Source organism: Nostoc sp. DSM 114167, from assembly GCF_052692655.1.
Genome location: NZ_CP195116.1, coordinates 4,550,369 through 4,567,624, shown reverse-complemented (window position 1 = coordinate 4,567,624; position 17,256 = coordinate 4,550,369). Strand labels below are relative to the sequence as shown.

6 protein-coding genes and 2 pseudogenes are annotated in these 17,256 nt (G+C 41.9%); 5 read left to right on the top strand and 3 right to left on the bottom strand.

The annotated features are described in order from the left end of the window. Positions 1–69: 69 nt before the first annotated feature. Both NSTC731_RS19560 and NSTC731_RS19555 read left to right on the top strand, forming a co-directional pair. Entirely contained in the window at positions 70–5,985 is a 5,916-nt protein-coding gene (locus NSTC731_RS19560) for an AAA family ATPase (protein WP_445626390.1), read from the top strand. Positions 5,986–6,216: 231 nt separating this feature from the next. Further along, positions 6,217–8,115 (top strand): PAS domain-containing sensor histidine kinase, encoded by a 1,899-nt coding sequence (locus tag NSTC731_RS19555; RefSeq protein ID WP_445626389.1) that lies wholly within the window; start codon positions 6,217–6,219, stop codon positions 8,113–8,115. A 299-nt stretch (positions 8,116–8,414) separates the two neighbouring features. On the opposite strand, the gene NSTC731_RS19550 is transcribed toward NSTC731_RS19555, so the two are convergent. Continuing rightward, complete coding sequence (locus NSTC731_RS19550) at positions 8,415–9,542, bottom strand: ABC transporter ATP-binding protein (protein ID WP_445626388.1); 1,128 nt, start codon at positions 9,540–9,542, stop codon at positions 8,415–8,417. Between the two features lie 378 nt (positions 9,543–9,920). Here NSTC731_RS19550 and mrdA (NSTC731_RS19545) point away from each other — a divergent pair, with 378 nt between their 5' ends. The 3 genes from mrdA (NSTC731_RS19545) (at position 9,921) to NSTC731_RS19535 (ending at position 15,285) form a co-directional block, all read left to right on the top strand. Next, positions 9,921–11,768 (top strand): penicillin-binding protein 2, encoded by a 1,848-nt coding sequence (mrdA, locus tag NSTC731_RS19545; RefSeq protein WP_445626387.1) that lies wholly within the window; start codon positions 9,921–9,923, stop codon positions 11,766–11,768. Between the two features lie 341 nt (positions 11,769–12,109). Continuing rightward, positions 12,110–13,948, top strand: a complete 1,839-nt coding sequence (gene mrdA / locus NSTC731_RS19540; RefSeq protein WP_445626386.1) for a penicillin-binding protein 2 — start codon at positions 12,110–12,112, stop codon at positions 13,946–13,948. Positions 13,949–14,253: 305 nt separating this feature from the next. Continuing rightward, positions 14,254–15,285 (top strand): serine hydrolase domain-containing protein, encoded by a 1,032-nt coding sequence (locus NSTC731_RS19535; protein ID WP_445626385.1) that lies wholly within the window; start codon positions 14,254–14,256, stop codon positions 15,283–15,285. Here NSTC731_RS19535 and NSTC731_RS19530 read toward each other — a convergent pair. After that, positions 15,282–15,443: pseudogene (locus tag NSTC731_RS19530) on the bottom strand (IS982 family transposase); the annotation flags it as partial. The gene NSTC731_RS19535 and the pseudogene NSTC731_RS19530 overlap by 4 nt on opposite strands. 5 nt (positions 15,444–15,448) lie before the next feature. Beyond that, a pseudogene (locus NSTC731_RS19525) lies at positions 15,449–17,017 on the bottom strand (Na+/H+ antiporter). Positions 17,018–17,256 lie beyond the last annotated feature (239 nt).

Genomic DNA, 17,256 nt, shown 5'->3' with positions numbered 1-17,256 from the left:
AAGTTGTGGAGCGACGGGTTCGCTTTATATCTGGGAACACTATATCTGGAGTCTTAAAGATTTAGCAGTATGGTTAACACGAGAGTCAATATTCCCGGATATCAGGTTAGCGAAGAACTCTACAATGGTTCGAGAACCATAGTTTATCGAGGGTATAAAAAGACTGACTCATTACCTGTAGTCATCAAATTATTGAAAAATCCTTATCCGAGTTTCAGCGAACTCTTGTCGTTTCGCAATCAATACACCATAGCCAAAAATCTTAACTCACCTCTGATTATCCAAACATATAGCCTGGAACCCTATCAAAATGGCTATGCGCTGGTGATGGAAGACTTTGGGGGGATTTCTTTAAAAGATTATTTCACCTCTGTAGAGACGCGATATATCGCATTTTTGGAGGAATTTTTGCAGATTGCGATCGCACTGTGCAACACCTTAGATATACTCTATCGCGATCGCATTATCCATAAAGATATCAAACCCGCCAATATTCTAATTAACCCCGAAACCAAACAAGTCAAATTAATTGATTTTAGTATTGCCTCTCTGCTACCAAGAGAAACTCAAACCCTCCTCAATCCAAATGTGCTAGAAGGAACGCTGGCTTATATTTCACCAGAACAAACTGGACGGATGAATCGCCAGATTGACTACCGCACTGATTTTTATTCAGTCGGTGTGACTTTTTACCAATTACTCACTGGAAAATTACCATTTCAGTCAGAAGATGCGATGGAGTTGGTACATTGTCATCTTGCGAAAACAGCAACCTTAGTACATAAAATTAATTCAGCAATTCCATCTGTGCTCTCTGCAATTGTCAGTAAGTTGATGGCAAAAAATTCTGAAGACCGCTATCAGAGTGCATTAGGGCTAAAATATGACTTAGAAAACTGCTTGATTCAATTGAAGGAAACGGGCACAATAGAAAACTTCCCAATTGCCCAACGGGATGTGTGCGATCGCTTCATCATCCCCGATAAAATTTATGGACGAGAAGCCGAAGTATCAACCCTACTGCAAGCCTTTGAGAGAGTCAGCCTTGGTGCAACAGAAATGATATTGGTAGCAGGTTTTTCCGGCATTGGCAAAACTGCGGTTGTTAACGAAGTGCATAAACCAATTGTCAGACAACGGGGTTATTTTATCAAAGGGAAATATGACCAATTTCAAAGGAATATTCCCTTCAGTGCATTTGTCCAAGCCTTCCAAGATTTAATGGGGCAATTATTAACCGAAAGTGATGCACAAATCCAGCAATGGAAAAACAAAATATTAGATGCTGTTGGAGAAAATGGTCAGGTAATTATTGAAGTCATACCCGAATTATCAAGAATTATTGGCGAACAACCACCAGCTATAGAATTATCAGGAACGGCGGCAGAAAATAGATTTAATTTATTATTTCAAAAATTTACTCAAGTCTTTACCAGTGCTGAACAGCCCTTAGTGATGTTTTTAGATGATTTGCAATGGGCAGATTTGGCATCGCTGAAGTTAATGGAGCTTTTAATGGCTGATACAAGTTATCTTTTGTTAATTGGTGCGTACCGCGATAACGAAGTTACTCCAGCACATCCATTAATCTTGACCTTGAGTGAGATTCAAAAAACCCAAGCAACGATTAATACGATTACTTTAGCGCCATTGAGTCAAGTCAAAGTAAATCAATTAGTTGCTGACACGCTGAAATGTCCAGAAACTTTGGCATTACCTCTTTCTCAATTAATCTCTCAAAAAACTCAAGGAAATCCGTTTTTCGCTACCCAGTTTCTCAAAGCATTACATCAAGATCGACTGATTCAATTCACCCCCCCAACTCCCCCCGATCGAGCCGGGGGATGGCAATGTGACATTGCACAAGTGAACCAGCAAGCAGTTACAGATGATGTTGTAGTCTTTATGAGTTTTCAATTGCGAAAACTACCGCCATCAACTCAACAGATATTGCAGTTAGCAGCTTGTATTGGCAATCAGTTTGATTTAGCAACTTTGGCAATTGTTTCAGAAAAATCAGAAATTGAAACGTCGGCGGATTTATGGAAAGCATTACAATCAGGCTTGATTTTGCCGATTGGCGATGTTTATAAGTTTTATCAGGGAGAAGAAAATGAAAGATTGGTAGTGTCAAATGAAAATACTACTAAACAAATAGCCAAGTATAGATTTTTACATGACCGAGTACAACAAGCTGCTTATTCCCTGATTCCCGACGAACAGAAAACGGCAATTCATCTAAAAATTGGACAATTACTTCAACAAAATTTCTCCGAGTTAGAGCAAGAGGAAAAACTGTTCGATCTGGTCGGGCATTTGAATTTAGGAAGTGAGTTAATTACTCAACCGCAAGAACGAGAAGCCTTAGCTCAACTTAACTTAAAAGCGGGACAGAAAGCCAGAAATTCTACAGCATACACTGCAGCAAGAGTCTATCTGCAAAAAGGGATTGAGTTACTGACAGCTAACTGCTGGCAAAGTCAGTATCAATTGGCTCTGAATCTCCATGTTGCTGCTACGGAAGCCGCTTATTTGAATGCCGATCTTGACAGTATGGAACAGATGGCTGCACTGGTGTTAGAAGAAGCTCAAACAATTTTAGACAAAGTTAAAATTTACGAAATTCAAATAATGGCACTGGCAGCCCAGAGCCAGATGTTAAAAGCTATTGTAGTAGGTAGAGATGCCTTGGGGCAATTGGGGGTAGAACTCCCGACTGCACCTGACGAAGCCAAAATTAGCCAAGTGCTACAGACTCTTGCGGCTCAACTAAGCAGTAGCAGGATTGAGGAATTAGTCGATCTCCCGATAATGAGCGATCCTCAGACTCAGGCAGCCATGCAAATGTTAGGAATGTTATTTGCACCCATTATCCAGGGAATGCCAGAATTAGTGCCCATACTGAGCGCGACGATGGTGAGTTTATCGCTCTCCTTTGGGAATTCGCCTGCATCAACAGTGGGGTATGTGATTCATGGTCTGGTACTGTGTGGTTTTTTGGGAGAAGTGGAAACAGGCTATAGCTTTGGGCGATTGGCACTGAATTTGATTGACCGATTTAATGTGCGGGAATTCAAGAGCAAGGTTCTACTTCTATTTGGATCTTTTATCCAACATCGTCAGGAAGCTCTGAGGGCAACGATGCTGACGGGTAAAGATGGCTATGCGACTGGTATAGAAACTGGCGATTTTTTCAACGCTGGCTGTAACATCGGCATTTACTTTAATGCCAACCTTTTTGGTGGGGTAGAACTAGACACTTGGGAACCTGAGATTGCAGCTTACAGCGGCGTTATGGCAGATGTGAAGCAATATTCTGCCAAGACTTATTTGGATATGAAACAGCAGGCGATACAAAACTTGAGGGAAACTCGTATTCTGTCGGATTGCTTAATTGGTGATGCCTACGATGAAAGGGTGATGATTCCTAAGCACCATCAGGACAACGATCTTTGTGCGATCGCTCTTGCTTACTTCTACAAACTTCTCCTTGCCTACTGTTTTGGTAATTACACGGCTGCCCTAGAACATAGCGCTCAAGTCAAACAGCATTTAATGGCAATATCAGGCTTGATGCTGATTCCCATTTTCCATTTCTATACAGCTCTGACGCATTTGGCACTCTTCACCACACAGCCAGAGCAGGAGCAAGCAAAACTTCTCGCTTTGGCAAAAACCCATCAAACTATTTTGCAACAGTGGGCGCAGAATGCTCCCATGAATCATCAGCATAAATGGTATTTAGTTGAAGCCGAAAAGTATCGGGTTTTCGGCAATAAAGCCGAAGCAATTGAACATTACGATCGCGCGATCGCAGGTGCAAAAGAAAATCACTATATCCAAGAAGAAGCCCTCGCTAACGAATTAGCCGCCAAATTTTACCTTGGTTGGGGGAAAGAGAAAATCGCCGCAGGTTATATGCAACAAGCATATTATTGTTATGCCCGTTGGGGAGCAAAAGCCAAAGTCGCCGCCTTAGAAAAATGCTATCCCTTATTACTTGCGCCAATATTAAAGCAAAGCCGTTCGGTTCTTTCTACTAACGAAACTATCTTCACTTTGGGAACTGTGACATCTACCAGTTCTTCCAGTTCTAGCAGCAGTGTCTCAGATACTCTAGATTTAAAAGCAATTCTCAAAGCCTCTCAGACTATCTCTGGTGAAATCGAACTCGAAAAACTACTTTCATCGTTACTTTCCACCATCATCGAAAATGCTGGGGCTGATAAATGTGTGTTAATGCTGCTGCGAGACAATCGCCTGCTAATTCAAGGCTCACTTATCCAGGGAACAAACCCAGTGGTATTGCAGAACCTTCGGGTTGAAGAAAGTCAAGACATTCCCCACAAGCTCATTTACAAAGTCAAGCACAGTCAACAGACTGTTGTCTTATTGGATGCAACCGCAGATACCACCTTAGCCAATGACCCCTATATTATCCGTCAGCAGCCGAAAAGTATCTTGTGCAACCTAATTTTGCATCAAGGCAAGTTGATGGGCATTTTATATCTAGAAAATAATTTAACAACGGGGGCGTTCACGAGCGATGGCTCCGCCAACGCCAAGGGCGAACGCGTCGAACTGCTCAATTTAATTTGCGCTCAAGCCGCAATTTCTTTGGAAAATGCCCAACTTTATGAGCGATCGCAGCAATATGCTCAACAACTAGAGGAATCACTGAACTCATTGAGTGCGAGTAACTCTCGTTTCCATAACTTGGTAAACAATGTGCCTGGGGTAGTTTTTCAATATACCATGAGTGCCGATGGGGTTATATCGTTGAGCTACATTAGTGCAAATTGTTACAGCTTGCTGGAAATTACCCCAGAGCAAGCTATGTCCAATTGGCAGTTTTTAAACAATATGGTGCATCCAGATGACATCGCAAGTTTTCTACAGTCCCAAACTGAGGCCATTCAAAGCGAATCTTCCTGGCACTGGTTAGGGCGAATCATCACCCCATCAGGAATTATCAAGTGGATTCATGGGGAATCTCAAATCCAAAGATTTGCCGATGGGTCTATGGTTTGGGATGGATTGTTTTTGGATATTAGCGAACAGCAAGCTGCACTTCGCGAACGCAAACTAGCAGAACTTGCCTTACAGCAGAGATCCCTTGCATTAGAAAATGCCTTGAACGATTTGCAGCACGCCCAACTGCAAATTGTCCAAAGTGAAAAAATGTCGGCGCTGGGTAACTTAGTTGCCGGAGTTGCCCACGAAATCAACAATCCTGTCGGCTGCATTATTGGCAACGTTGATGCTGTCCAAGATTCCATCAATGACCTATTTGGGTTGATTGACCTCTACAACGATAAATTCCCCCAACCTGGAACTGAAATTGAAGAAGAATTAGAGACAATTGATCTGGAATATTTACGGAACGATTTACCCAAGTTAATCAGAGCGATGAAAGATGGTGGCGATCGCATCAAATCCATCAGTCATAGTCTTCGTACCTTTTCCCGCGCAGATAAAGATTACAAAGTGCCATTTAACATCCACGAAGGTATTGACAGTACGATTTTGATTCTCAAACATCGCCTCAAAGCTAACGAACAACGCCCAGCAATTCAAGTAATAACTGAATACGGTAATTTCCCTCAGTTTGAATGTTTTCCCGGACAATTAAACCAGGTATTTATGAATATCCTCGCTAATGCCATTGATGCCTTAGATGAGTCAAATGTTGGGCGAAATTTTGCAGAAATTCAAGAAAATCCTCACAAGATTATCATTAAAACTTCATTGAAATCTCATCAGGTAGAAATAACTATTGCTGATAATGCTAAAGGGATGAATGAAGAAGTCAAACAAAAAATATTTGAACATTTATTTACGACGAAATCTGTTGACAAAGGTACGGGTTTGGGGTTGGCGATCGCCCGTCAAATTGTTGTGGAAAAACACGGGGGTTCGATACACTGCAACTCCTCCCCAGGAAAAGGTACAGAGTTTGTAATTGCAATTCCAGTGCGGTACTAAATAGTGCTGAGTAGACCAACTTTAGCTAAGAGCAATTCTTTCTGAAGCTGCATAGAATTCGATCCCCCCTAGTAGTCTGCCAAGCTAAGTTTGATGGGTGAATAAGTTTGTAGTTAGGACTTTAGTCCTTAATTTGAGCGCTAAAGCGCTCACTACAAACCAAGCATTGTTGGGTTGGCAGACTACTAGCTATCTGTTAACAGCACTAAGTAAAGTAAATTGGAGTTGAATATGTGTACTAACGAAATCAATGAAGAGATATTGCTTTTACGTCAGCAAAATGCCCAATTGCTGCAACAGCTAGAAGCATTGCAAGACCTTTATTCAACTACACTGTTAGCCGAACAACATCAAATTTGGGAATTAGTTACTGATGAAGTCCCACAAGATTTACAACTGATAGAATTACAGTCGAAATTGGCAGATAATTCTGCCTTTGTGGAATCAGCAAATAAAATTCGCGGACGGCATCACCAAGCAGCGGCAACTGCTCTGGCTGAGAGTGAGGCTAAGTATCGCCAACTCGTGGAAAATATCAGCGACCTGATTTTTTCTATGTCAGTGGAAGGTCTTTTTACTTATGTCTCACCACAATATAAAAATGTTTTAGGATGGGAACCTTCAGACCTACTTGGTCAACCCTTTGCCCCCCTGCTTCATCCTGATGATTTCCCCCTAGCCCAGAGAAAAATTCAAGAAATGGTGGAAACCAAGGGGCAGCGAATCGCAATAGAATTTCGCCACCAAAAAAAGGATGGAAATTGGTGCTGGATGAGGTCAGTGGCTTCGCCAATTTTCGATTCAGATGGTGAAATTATTGGTCTTCATGGCGCTATTAGCGATATCAGCAGTCGCAAACAAGCTGAAGAATTAATCAAAGCCTCGCAAGCAGAATTACTTGCGTTGTTCAACGCTATGCAGGATGTGATTCTTGTCTTGGATGCTGAAGGAAGATACTTAAAAATCGCTCCTAGTGGTGCGCCCTTACTCTACCAACCTCCTGCGGAACTGCTGGGCAGAAAAATATATGAGGTTTTACCTTCTGCTTGTGCCAACTATTTTCTCAACTCTATTCAACAAGCACTCTTAACTAAAAAAACTGTGAAGGTAGAATATAGCTTGCCTATAGGCGACCGAGAGGTTTGGTTTGAGGCGAATATTGCCAGCATGAGCGAAAACACCGTTGTTTGTGTCGCCAGGGATATCAGTGAGCGCAAACAGATGGAAGACCAATTGCGACAACAAACAGAAAATTTAGCCCAAACTCTTCAAGAACTCAGACAAACTCAAGCACAAATGATTCAAGCAGAAAAAATGTCTAGTCTGGGTCAACTTGTGGCTGGAGTTGCTCACGAAATCAACAACCCCGTTAATTTTATTCACGGTAATCTCACTTACATTGAGGAATATACTCAAGACCTGTTGCGAATAATTCACCATCAGCAGCAATCTGGTAATAAGTTGGAATTTCAGGCTTTGTGTGAGGAAATTGACCTAGAGTACATCCAAAAAGATGTACCAAGAATATTGAGTTCGATGAAAGTTGGTACTCAGCGCATCCGTCAGATTGTGCTGTCGTTACGAACCTTCTCACGCATAGATGAAGCCGAGTTTAAAGCAGTAGACATTCACGAAAGCATTGACAGTACTCTAATGGTATTGCAACATCGCTTCCAAGAAACAACAAAGCTTCCAGCCATTCAAGTCATCAAAGACTACGGCACATTACCTTTAGTGGAATGCTATGGCCGACAACTCAATCAGGTGTTTATGAATATATTGGCGAATGCCATTGATGCTTTAGAAGAATGGACAATTGAGAATGCACAATTAAGAATAGACAATTTCACATCTGGGTTGTTAACTCCCACGATTGCCATTCGTACATCAGTGATAGATTCCAGTTGGGTAAAAATTGCGATCGCTGATAATGGAATAGGTATGTCAGAACAGATTCAACAACAAGTTTTTAATCCGTTTTTCACCAACAAGCCTGTAGGTAAGGGAACAGGTATGGGAATGTTTATCAGTTATCAAATCATTACAGAAACACATGGTGGCAAACTGGAATGTCATTCATCACCAGCAGCAGGAACAGAGTTTGTAATTACAATTCCAATTCAGCATTAAAGTTTTTTTGTAATTGTAAGGTTATATTCCTTATGGGGCGGTTGTCCTCCTCACCGAATTTTAGATTTTAAATTTTGGATTTTTGATTAAAGATTCAAAATTAAAAAAGGTCTGAACGCGAGTATGTCAAAGAGTTGCCCCCGAATTTATACTCGCCCCCCTAGTAGCAATCTACATAGAATAAATCTAAAATCCTTCGACTGAGCGCTCACAACTAAGTCTCAAACTAATTGACAAGCCTTTGATTTGATTGCTGGGGTCAATCTAAAATCTAAAATCTAAAATCCAAAATTGTTTGACTATTGACTAATAGCTAAACAATCAGTTTCTGCCCACCAAGCATAAATAAGTGTGTCGCGGTCTGGTAAAGTGCCCAAAGTATTAGGTTGCAACACATTAATGCTAATGCCATTTGTTAATTCCATAACATAATTAACGTGTGTGCCCAAATACATAACGTTAACCAGCCGTCCTTCAAAGCAGTTAACTGGCAAATTAGGTGGATAAAGCGAAAGCTGTATTTTTTCTGGACGCACACTCACTACTACAGCTTGTGATAATTCAGTTGGTGTATCCTCAGCGCGGCTAATAACAATTGAGAGTCCCATTTTTGTAGAAATTTTAATACTAGAGGAGTCTACCGCGACAATTTCACCACTGAATAAATTAGTATCACCAATAAAATCAGCAACAAAGGATGTACAGGGACGTTCGTAAATTTGGCTGGGAGTGCCAACTTGTTCAATTTTGCCTTGATTCATTACGGCAATGCGATCGCTCAAAGACAATGCTTCTTCTTGGTCATGTGTCACCATCACAAAGGTTAACCCCAAGTTTTTGTGTAAATTTGATAACTCAACCTGCATTTCTTTACGTAGTTTGAAATCTAACGCCCCTAAAGGTTCATCTAGTAGTACCACGGTGGGACGGTTGACTAGGGCCCTTGCTAAAGCTACTCGCTGCTGTTGACCACCAGAAAGTTGATTGGGAAAGCGCGATCGCAAACTTTCCATTTTCACCAGTTTTAAAGCTTCTTGGACTCTAGCTTCAATTTTCGATTTGGGTATTTTTTTTAGCCGCAGTCCAAAGGCGATGTTATTCCAGACATTCAGGTGGTTAAATAAAGCGTAACTTTGAAATACAGTATTGACGGGTCGGCGGTAAGGGGGCACATTAGTCATGGACTGACCCTGAATAAACACCTTACCAGCGTCAGCAATTTCAAACCCAGCAATTAAGCGCAGTGTTGTTGTTTTACCACAACCGGAGGGGCCTAAAATACTAAAAAATTCTCCTTGTCTAACATCCAAGTCAATCCCATTTACTGCTGGTTCTTGGTTAAAAAACTTGAAGACGTTACGCAGTTCAACATCAAGTGGCTGAAAACTTGTTATCCCCCTCTGATTTTGCATGACGATTTGAGCCATAATCCTCAGTAGAATGCCGCGATCTTAAGTGATTTTGTCAATTGCTCTAGTCTTTTGGGCAGACTATATTTGACACTTTGGTTTATTGTATCCGCCAAAAACAATTGTTCAAGAATATACTCGTCCGATTATTTTATACTCAGTAATAAAAACAAAAATATGGTAATTTTATATACAAAATTTATTATTTAGATAATCTGTAATTAAGTTAACAAGTCTTAAAATTGCATCTTAGCAATTGCTAAAAGGCTGGCTGGAATTGCATTTATTCATTTTGAATTTTGAATACTTCGGCTCCCTTCTCTACGAGAGGCTGTGCCAACGACTTCGCTCAGGGCAAGACGCTCAGTACAAGTTTTGAATTTTGAATTAATACTTATGTCTTCATTCCCATCACTTGGTAGCAAAAAAGATACACGTACAGTTGGACGTGGTGTCCAATCAATATTTTTAATCGTATTTACCCTATTAATGACCAGTGGAATTGAGGCTCGTTTGGCTTACTTGCAAATAGTTGATGGGCCAAAACTCCGGGAACGAGCTGAAGCAAACCGAATTCGGATGATTCCCAAGCAACCAGAACGGGGCAATATTTTTGACCGGAATGGCAAACTTTTAGCTAGCACTCGCTATCCTAGCTCTGTATATTTGTGGCCGATGGCACATACTAAGCCTTCCTGGTCTGTAGTCGGCCCGCGTCTAGCGCAAATTCTTAACATTCCCCAAGAAGAGATGGAAAAGAAATTAGAACAAGCTGGTGCTAATTCTTCTTCACTCATCCGGGTTGCTCGCGATTTAAATGAAGCAGAAATTACGGCATTAAAGGAGTATAAAAATGAACTCCCAGAAGTGGAAATTAATACAGATTCTGTACGTTATTATCCCCACGGCAAAGAATTAGCGCACGTACTAGGTTATACACGGGAGTTGACCGCCGAGCAGTTAAAAGGCAAGAAGGAGTTAGGCTATCGACTGGGAGATGTCATCGGTCAGATGGGTGTGGAAAAGGCTTATGAGAAAGCTCTACGGGGCGAATGGGGCGGTCAGCAGGTAGAAGTGGATGGTGCGGGTAGACCAATCCGAGTTATCGGAGAGAAACAGGCAAAAGCTGGTAATGATTTGCACCTGACCATAGATTTGGATGTGCAAAAGGCAGCCGAAAAAGCTTTGGGAAATCACCGAGGTGCGATCGCAGCACTCGATCCGAATACTGGTGCTGTTTTCGCGCTGGTATCTTATCCCACCTTTGACCCAAATATCTTTTCCAAACAAAAACTTTCTCAAAAAGATTGGGAAAGTTTGCAAGGTAAGGATCATCCTTTGGTTAATCGTGCCCTGAGTGCCTTTCCACCCGCCAGTACTTTCAAAATTGTTACTACAACAGCTGGACTCGAATCAGGTGAATTTTCTCCTGATACAATACTACAAACCTTTGGTTCTCTTACCGTGGGTGGGGTGACATTTGGTGAGTGGAATCACGCCGGATTTGGGCCATTGGGATTTCCCAGAGCGATCGCTATGAGTAGTGATACTTTCTTCTATCAAGTTGGCAGAAAAGTTGGCGGCCCAACTCTAATCAAATGGAGTCGCAAATACGGGTTTGGTCAAAGAACTGGTATTGAATTTCGTGATGAAGAATCAGTAGGCTTGGTTCCAGATGAAATATGGAAGCAGAAAGTTTTGAAAACGCCTTGGACTGTTGGCGATACCATTAATATGTCAATTGGTCAAGGTGCTTTGCAAGTGACACCACTGCAATCGGCGATTATGTTTTCTGTCCCTGCTAACGGTGGATATCGAGTTCAACCGCATTTGCTTAAAGATAACGAAGAAGCAAAAAGTTGGCGAGAATCCTTAAATATGAAGCCAACAACTATCAAAGTTCTCCGCGATGGACTGCGAAGGGTAGTGAGTGAAGGCACTGGTAAGCGCTTAGACGTGCCGACAATTGCCCCAGCGTCCGGGAAGAGTGGCACAGCTGAAGCTGGTGTTGGTCGCCCAAATCATACATGGTTTGGTGCTTATGCGCCCAGTAATAAGCCAGAAATTGTGGTTGTGGCCTTTGGGGAAAATACTGGCGAACATGGCGGTACTATTTGCGGGCCGATGGTTTTACAAGTACTAGAAGCTTATTTTCAGCACAAATATCCAGGTAAGTATCAAAAACCTCAGCCTGACCCATCAGAAGCTAAAACTCAAAGTTCAGGACATAGCACTGGAGATTAGTACCGCAAGGCAAAAGTCAAAAGTGACGAATTCAAAAGTCAAACAGGTATACAGCGTCAGATTTTCTAGTCTATCCCATTAGTTTTGAAAGTAAAGACTTTAATCCTAGATTTTTAAGCACGCTTTGTGCTTACTACAAACTCATCAAAATTAATGGGACAGACCAGTAGTGTGCAAAGTTTAAAATTCAAAAAGCCTTTAGGCAAGGCAATAGAAGAGATGAGCTTATGGTATCAATTGGAAACAATTAATTACTGCCAATTAGTTTGCCCTTAAATACCTGTTAAAAATTTAGCAGAGTTATTTACAGATAATCTTAATTTTACAATTCTCTTTTCCTTATGACTTACCTTAAACCATCTCCACTTGGCGGACAAAAAAATACACGTACTGTTGGCCAAAGTTTCCAGCCGATATTTTTAATTATATTTACTCTATTGATGCTGACAGGAATTAGCATTCGCTTGGCATATTTGCAAATTACTGAAGGAGCAAGCCACCGAAAACGAGCCGAGTCAAATCGAATTCGGATGATTCCCAAACAACCAGAACGAGGCAATATCTTTGACCGCAACGGCAAACTTTTAGCCAGTACTCGCTATCCTCGCTCTGTATATTTGTGGCCGATGGCACATACCAAACCAGCGTGGTCATTAGTGGGAGCGCGTCTATCTCAAATTCTCGACGTTCCCCAAGAGGAGATGGAAAAGAAACTAGAAGAGGCAGGTGCTAACTCTTCTTCACTGATCCGAATTGCTCGTGACTTGAATGAAGCGCAAATCACAGCATTGAAAGAGTATCAAACTGAACTTAAAGACGTAGAAATTCATACAGAAGCCGTTCGTTACTACCCCCACGCCAAGGAATTAGCCCATGTATTAGGTTATACGCGAGAACTGACCGGCGATCAGTTAAAAGAAAAGAAGCAAGAAGGCTACAGATTAGGTGATGTAATTGGTCAAATGGGAGTTGAAAAAGCTTATGAGAAAACTCTGCGGGGCGAATGGGGCGGTCAGCAGGTAGAAGTGGATGGTGCAGGTCGCCCGCTTCGGGTTTTGGGAGAGAAACAGGCGAAAGCTGGTAACGATTTGCACTTGACCATAGATTTAAATATGCAAAAGACAGCAGAAAAAGCTCTAGGCGATCGCGACGGTGCGATCGTGGCTCTCGATCCAAAGAACGGTGCTGTTTTAGCAATGGTATCTCATCCCACCTTTGACCCAAATATTTTCTCGAAGCAGAAACTCACCCAAAAAGATTGGGAATTTGTCCAAGGTGCCGATCATCCCTTGGTGAATCGCGCCCTCAGCGCCTTTCCACCCGCTAGCACCTTCAAAATTGTTACCACCACAGCCGGTCTAGAATCAGGTAAATTTTCTCCTAGCACAGTCCTGCAAACTTACGGTTCTTTGAGTTTTGGCGGCACCCGATTTGGCGAATGGAATCACGCCGGGTTCGGGCCATTGGGTTTTGTCGGAGCATTACAGTGGAGTAGTGATACCTTCTTCTATCAAATTGGTCGCGGAGTCGGCGGCCCAACTTTAATTGAGTGGACTCGCAAGTATGGATTTGGTAAAAAAACTGGTTTTGAGTTTGCCAACGAAGAAGCAAAGGGTTTAGTGCCAGATGAGGCATGGAAGCAGAAAACTTGGAAGATACCTTGGACTGTCGGAGACAGCATTAATATGTCAATTGGTCAAGGAGCTTTACAAACGACACCTTTACAAGTCGCCATCATGTTTGCCGTGCCCGCTAATGGTGGCTATCGAGTCCAGCCACATTTGCTTAAAGACAATGAAGAAGCAAAAAGCTGGCGAGCATCTTTAAATATGAAGCCGACAACTATAAGTGTTCTCCGTCAGGGACTACGGAAAGTAGTAGCTGAAGGTACGGGTAAAGCTTTGAAGCAGCCAACAGTTCCCGCAGTGGCTGGTAAGAGTGGCACTGCTGAAGCGTGGAAAGGCCGTGTTAAGCAAAATCACGCTTGGTTTGGAGCGTATGCACCTGCTGAACAGCCAGAAGTTGCGATCGTAGCATTTGCCGAACATTCCGGTGGTGGTGGTGGTAGCATTGCTGCGCCCATGATCTTACAAATTATGGAAGAATACTTTCAGCGCAAGTATCCAGGTAAGTATCAGAAACCTCAGCCTGAAAATCCAGGAAATAGCAGACGAAATTAAACGTAGGGCATGGGGAAGAGGGGAAGAGGGGAAAGACTTACTGCAACTTCCCCCCTGCTCCCCCGCTCCTTTCAAGGGCAGGCTTTTAGGCTTTCGATAAATAGTTGAGAATGTTCTCAATTATTGAACGTAGTTTTAAGTTCTCAGACAATGGTTTTGGTTTTAAAATCCCAAAAATTTGTCTAATCAAAAAAACCTGCCCCAGAAAGCTCCCCCGCTCCCCTGCTCCCCTGCTCCCCTGCTCCCTCGCTCCCCTGCTCCCCTACTCCTCATCTCCAGATCGCCAAACAAAAATCAGGTCAATTATGATTGACGACTATATTCGAGCTGTAATGACTCAAAATCAAATTCCGGGGCTTTCTGTTGCAGTGGTGCAGGAAGGTGAACCTGTTTTAGTTAAGGGCTATGGACTGGCGAATACTGAACACTCTGTTCCAGCTACTGAACACACAGTTTATGAAATTGCGTCTGTCGGTAAAACTTTCACCGCTACAGCCGTAATGATGCTGGTGGAACAAGGGGTAATTTCGCTAGATGATGCGATGCCTGCGGCGGTAAACTACGCAGAATATCTCGATTGTCTACCCATAACGTGGCAAAATGTCACAATCGGGCATATTCTGTCTCATCAGTCTGGAATTCCTAGCTATACCGATGCTCCAAACTATTGGGAAATTACTCATCTTGATTTATCTAAGTCTGAAATTTTGGCTCTAGTTACTCACTTACCCCTCAAGTTCCAACCGGGTGAGTTTAGCGCCTACGACAACACAGGCTACTATCTACTGGGTTTGCTCCTAGAAAAAGTAACTGGACAATCTTATGGAGATTTGTTACAAGAGCGTATTTTTGCTCCTTTGGGAATGAATGCAACCGTGATGAATAATCCCAGTGACATAGTACCGCACCGGGCTGCTGGTTATCGGTTACTAAACAGCAAGCTTGTTAACAAACCTTATTACAGTCCCTCAGTTACCTATTCTGCTGGAGGTCAACTTTCCAGTGTGGAAGATATGGTGAAGTGGGAACAGGCGCTTTGTGGTGAAACTCTACTAAAGCAATCAACCCTGAATTTGATGTGGACTCCTCACTTTCCCAATCAGGGTGATGATTGGGAAAAATTGAGATATGTTGCAGGTTTAGGTTGGTGGGTATTTAATTATGGCGATCGCCGAGTAGTTGGTCATAATGGTTCGATACTAGGATTCGCAAGTAACATTACCCGCTTTATTGATGACAAAATTACTGTAATGTTACTTTGCAATCTCGATAAAATTTCCCGCCCAGATGCGATCGCTAAAAAAATTGTTGAATATTACGTGAGTTCGACGAACTAAAAAACAGCAGGAGGTAGAGATAGTAAGTCTTTAGGGTAAATATCGAGCGAAAGTTTTTGAGGCAGATAAGTATAAGCACGATTAGCAGCCATCAAATTGACCAAAAAGTTGAAAATACTACGATGTCGAGAATGTTCTATCTGACACAGGTTTTTCAGTTTATTCATTTATCTTCATTAACTCTGTCATGCATTGTTAAAAAAGTTGACAGTTCTTCATTTAACTTACCTGCGCGGACAAACTCGGCATAAGTGTCTGCCTCAATTGCCAGCAGCTCCCCTTGCAGTTCTTTGATTGTAAATTCTTGTAAATGTGGGTACTCATCAAGTAAGTTGTCAATTTTTTCTTGTAAAAGGGCAATTTATCCAGAAAGCAGTGTCTTGTGGTAGTGATAAAATTCTGGCTGAATTCCTGGACGCTTCTGTGTAGTTTCTAAATATTCCAGCGCCCGTTGGAGAGCAACTTGACGGGCAATTGCTTCCATGTATTGTTGACGTAGCGGTTGGCTACCTAAAAGTTGTAGTTTTTCTAACAATGGTTGAGTAGTTAAGCCCTGTACTAACAGTGTAAATAAAACTACTCCAAATACTGTAGCAATAATTTCTTCTCTTTGGGGGAGTATGGCTGGTACACTCAAAGCTAAGGCAATAGAGACAGACCCCCGCAATCCACCCCACGATAATACAGTTTGTTCAGATAAAGGAATTTCGGATTTAGCTAGCCAATTGCTAAGACTACTTAAAGCATAAATGGATACTGCTCGTGCCACAATCATCGCAGCGATCGCCACTGCAATAATTTTTAAGTTATCTCCTAAGACGGCAAAACGAATTTGGTCGCCAATTAATAGAAAAACAATCGAATTCACAAAAAAAGCCAAGAATTCCCAAAATTCTGTAACAATGATGCGTGTGCGCGGGTTCATGCCGATGCGCGAGCCAAAGTTGCCTAAAATTAAAGCTGTGGTGACTACTCCAATCACTCCAGAACCACCCAAATCTTCTGTAATTAGATAAGTGCTGTAGGCAGAAACTAAAGTGAGAGATTGTTCTACTAGCGGTAAGTCGAAACGTTGTGTCAGGTAAGAGATGCCAAACCCGATTAGTCCTCCAACGCCAATACCAATGCCTACCACCTGAAAAAATTCCCATAAAGCAGACTGTAAATCCAGTTTGGCAGTACCTAACGGCAGAGCAACTAGTAAGCCAAAAGCCACAACCGCCATCCCATCATTAAATAAACTTTCTCCTTCCATCAGCGTTGTTAGGCGTTTGCTTGCTCCTAGTTCCCGAAACAAAGCCGTTACCGAAACTGGATCGGTTGCTGAGAGACTAGCACCAATTAATAGCGCAATGCTCAGTTCAAGTCCAGCGAATTGATGAAGACCAAACGCTACACCTGCAATAGAAATTATCACCCCAATTACTGCATACAGACAAATAGGTAGCAAATCTCGCTTTAAGTCTGACCATTTCAAATTCCAAGCAGCTTCAAACAATAGTGGCGGTAAGAAAATCATTAAAATCAATTGAGGAGAGAGATTAACCAATCGCACATTAACGAATGCTAACCCTAATCCCACAATCACCAGTAGTAACGTATAAGGAATCCGGCGAAGCCAACTAAAAATTTGTGGTAATGTTGCTACACCCAAAGAGACAGAGAGTACTAGTAGAAATTGTTTAAGTTGTCCTGCAATTACGACTTCACCTACAGCAGACTCTAATGCCATAAAAGTGTTGGAGTTGAAGAAAATATTTACCATAAATAAAAATAGATAAACTATCAAACCGCCAATATTTTATGCTCATAAGTAAAATAGCAACTAATACCAATTCGTAATTCGTAATTAAAAAAGTCAGATATGGCATAGCTTTCAGGATTTAAATGTGTTGCCTCATTTTAGAGAATTGGTATAAAGCAATCTGCTGTTAGGGCTTTTTAAACAACTAGAAGTCATACGCCGCTACA

Bases quoted from the DNA above. Each gene is read 5' to 3' on its own strand.
- NSTC731_RS19550 (WP_445626388.1), bottom strand. From the start codon at position 9,542: ATGGCTCAAATCGTCATGCAAAATCAGAGGGGGATAACAAGTTTTCAG.
- mrdA (WP_445626386.1), top strand. From the start codon at position 12,110: ATGACTTACCTTAAACCATCTCCACTTGGCGGACAAAAAAATACACGT.
- NSTC731_RS19555 (WP_445626389.1), top strand. From the start codon at position 6,217: ATGTGTACTAACGAAATCAATGAAGAGATATTGCTTTTACGTCAGCAA.
- NSTC731_RS19560 (WP_445626390.1), top strand. From the start codon at position 70: ATGGTTAACACGAGAGTCAATATTCCCGGATATCAGGTTAGCGAAGAA.
- NSTC731_RS19535 (WP_445626385.1), top strand. From the start codon at position 14,254: ATGATTGACGACTATATTCGAGCTGTAATGACTCAAAATCAAATTCCG.
- mrdA (WP_445626387.1), top strand. From the start codon at position 9,921: ATGTCTTCATTCCCATCACTTGGTAGCAAAAAAGATACACGTACAGTT.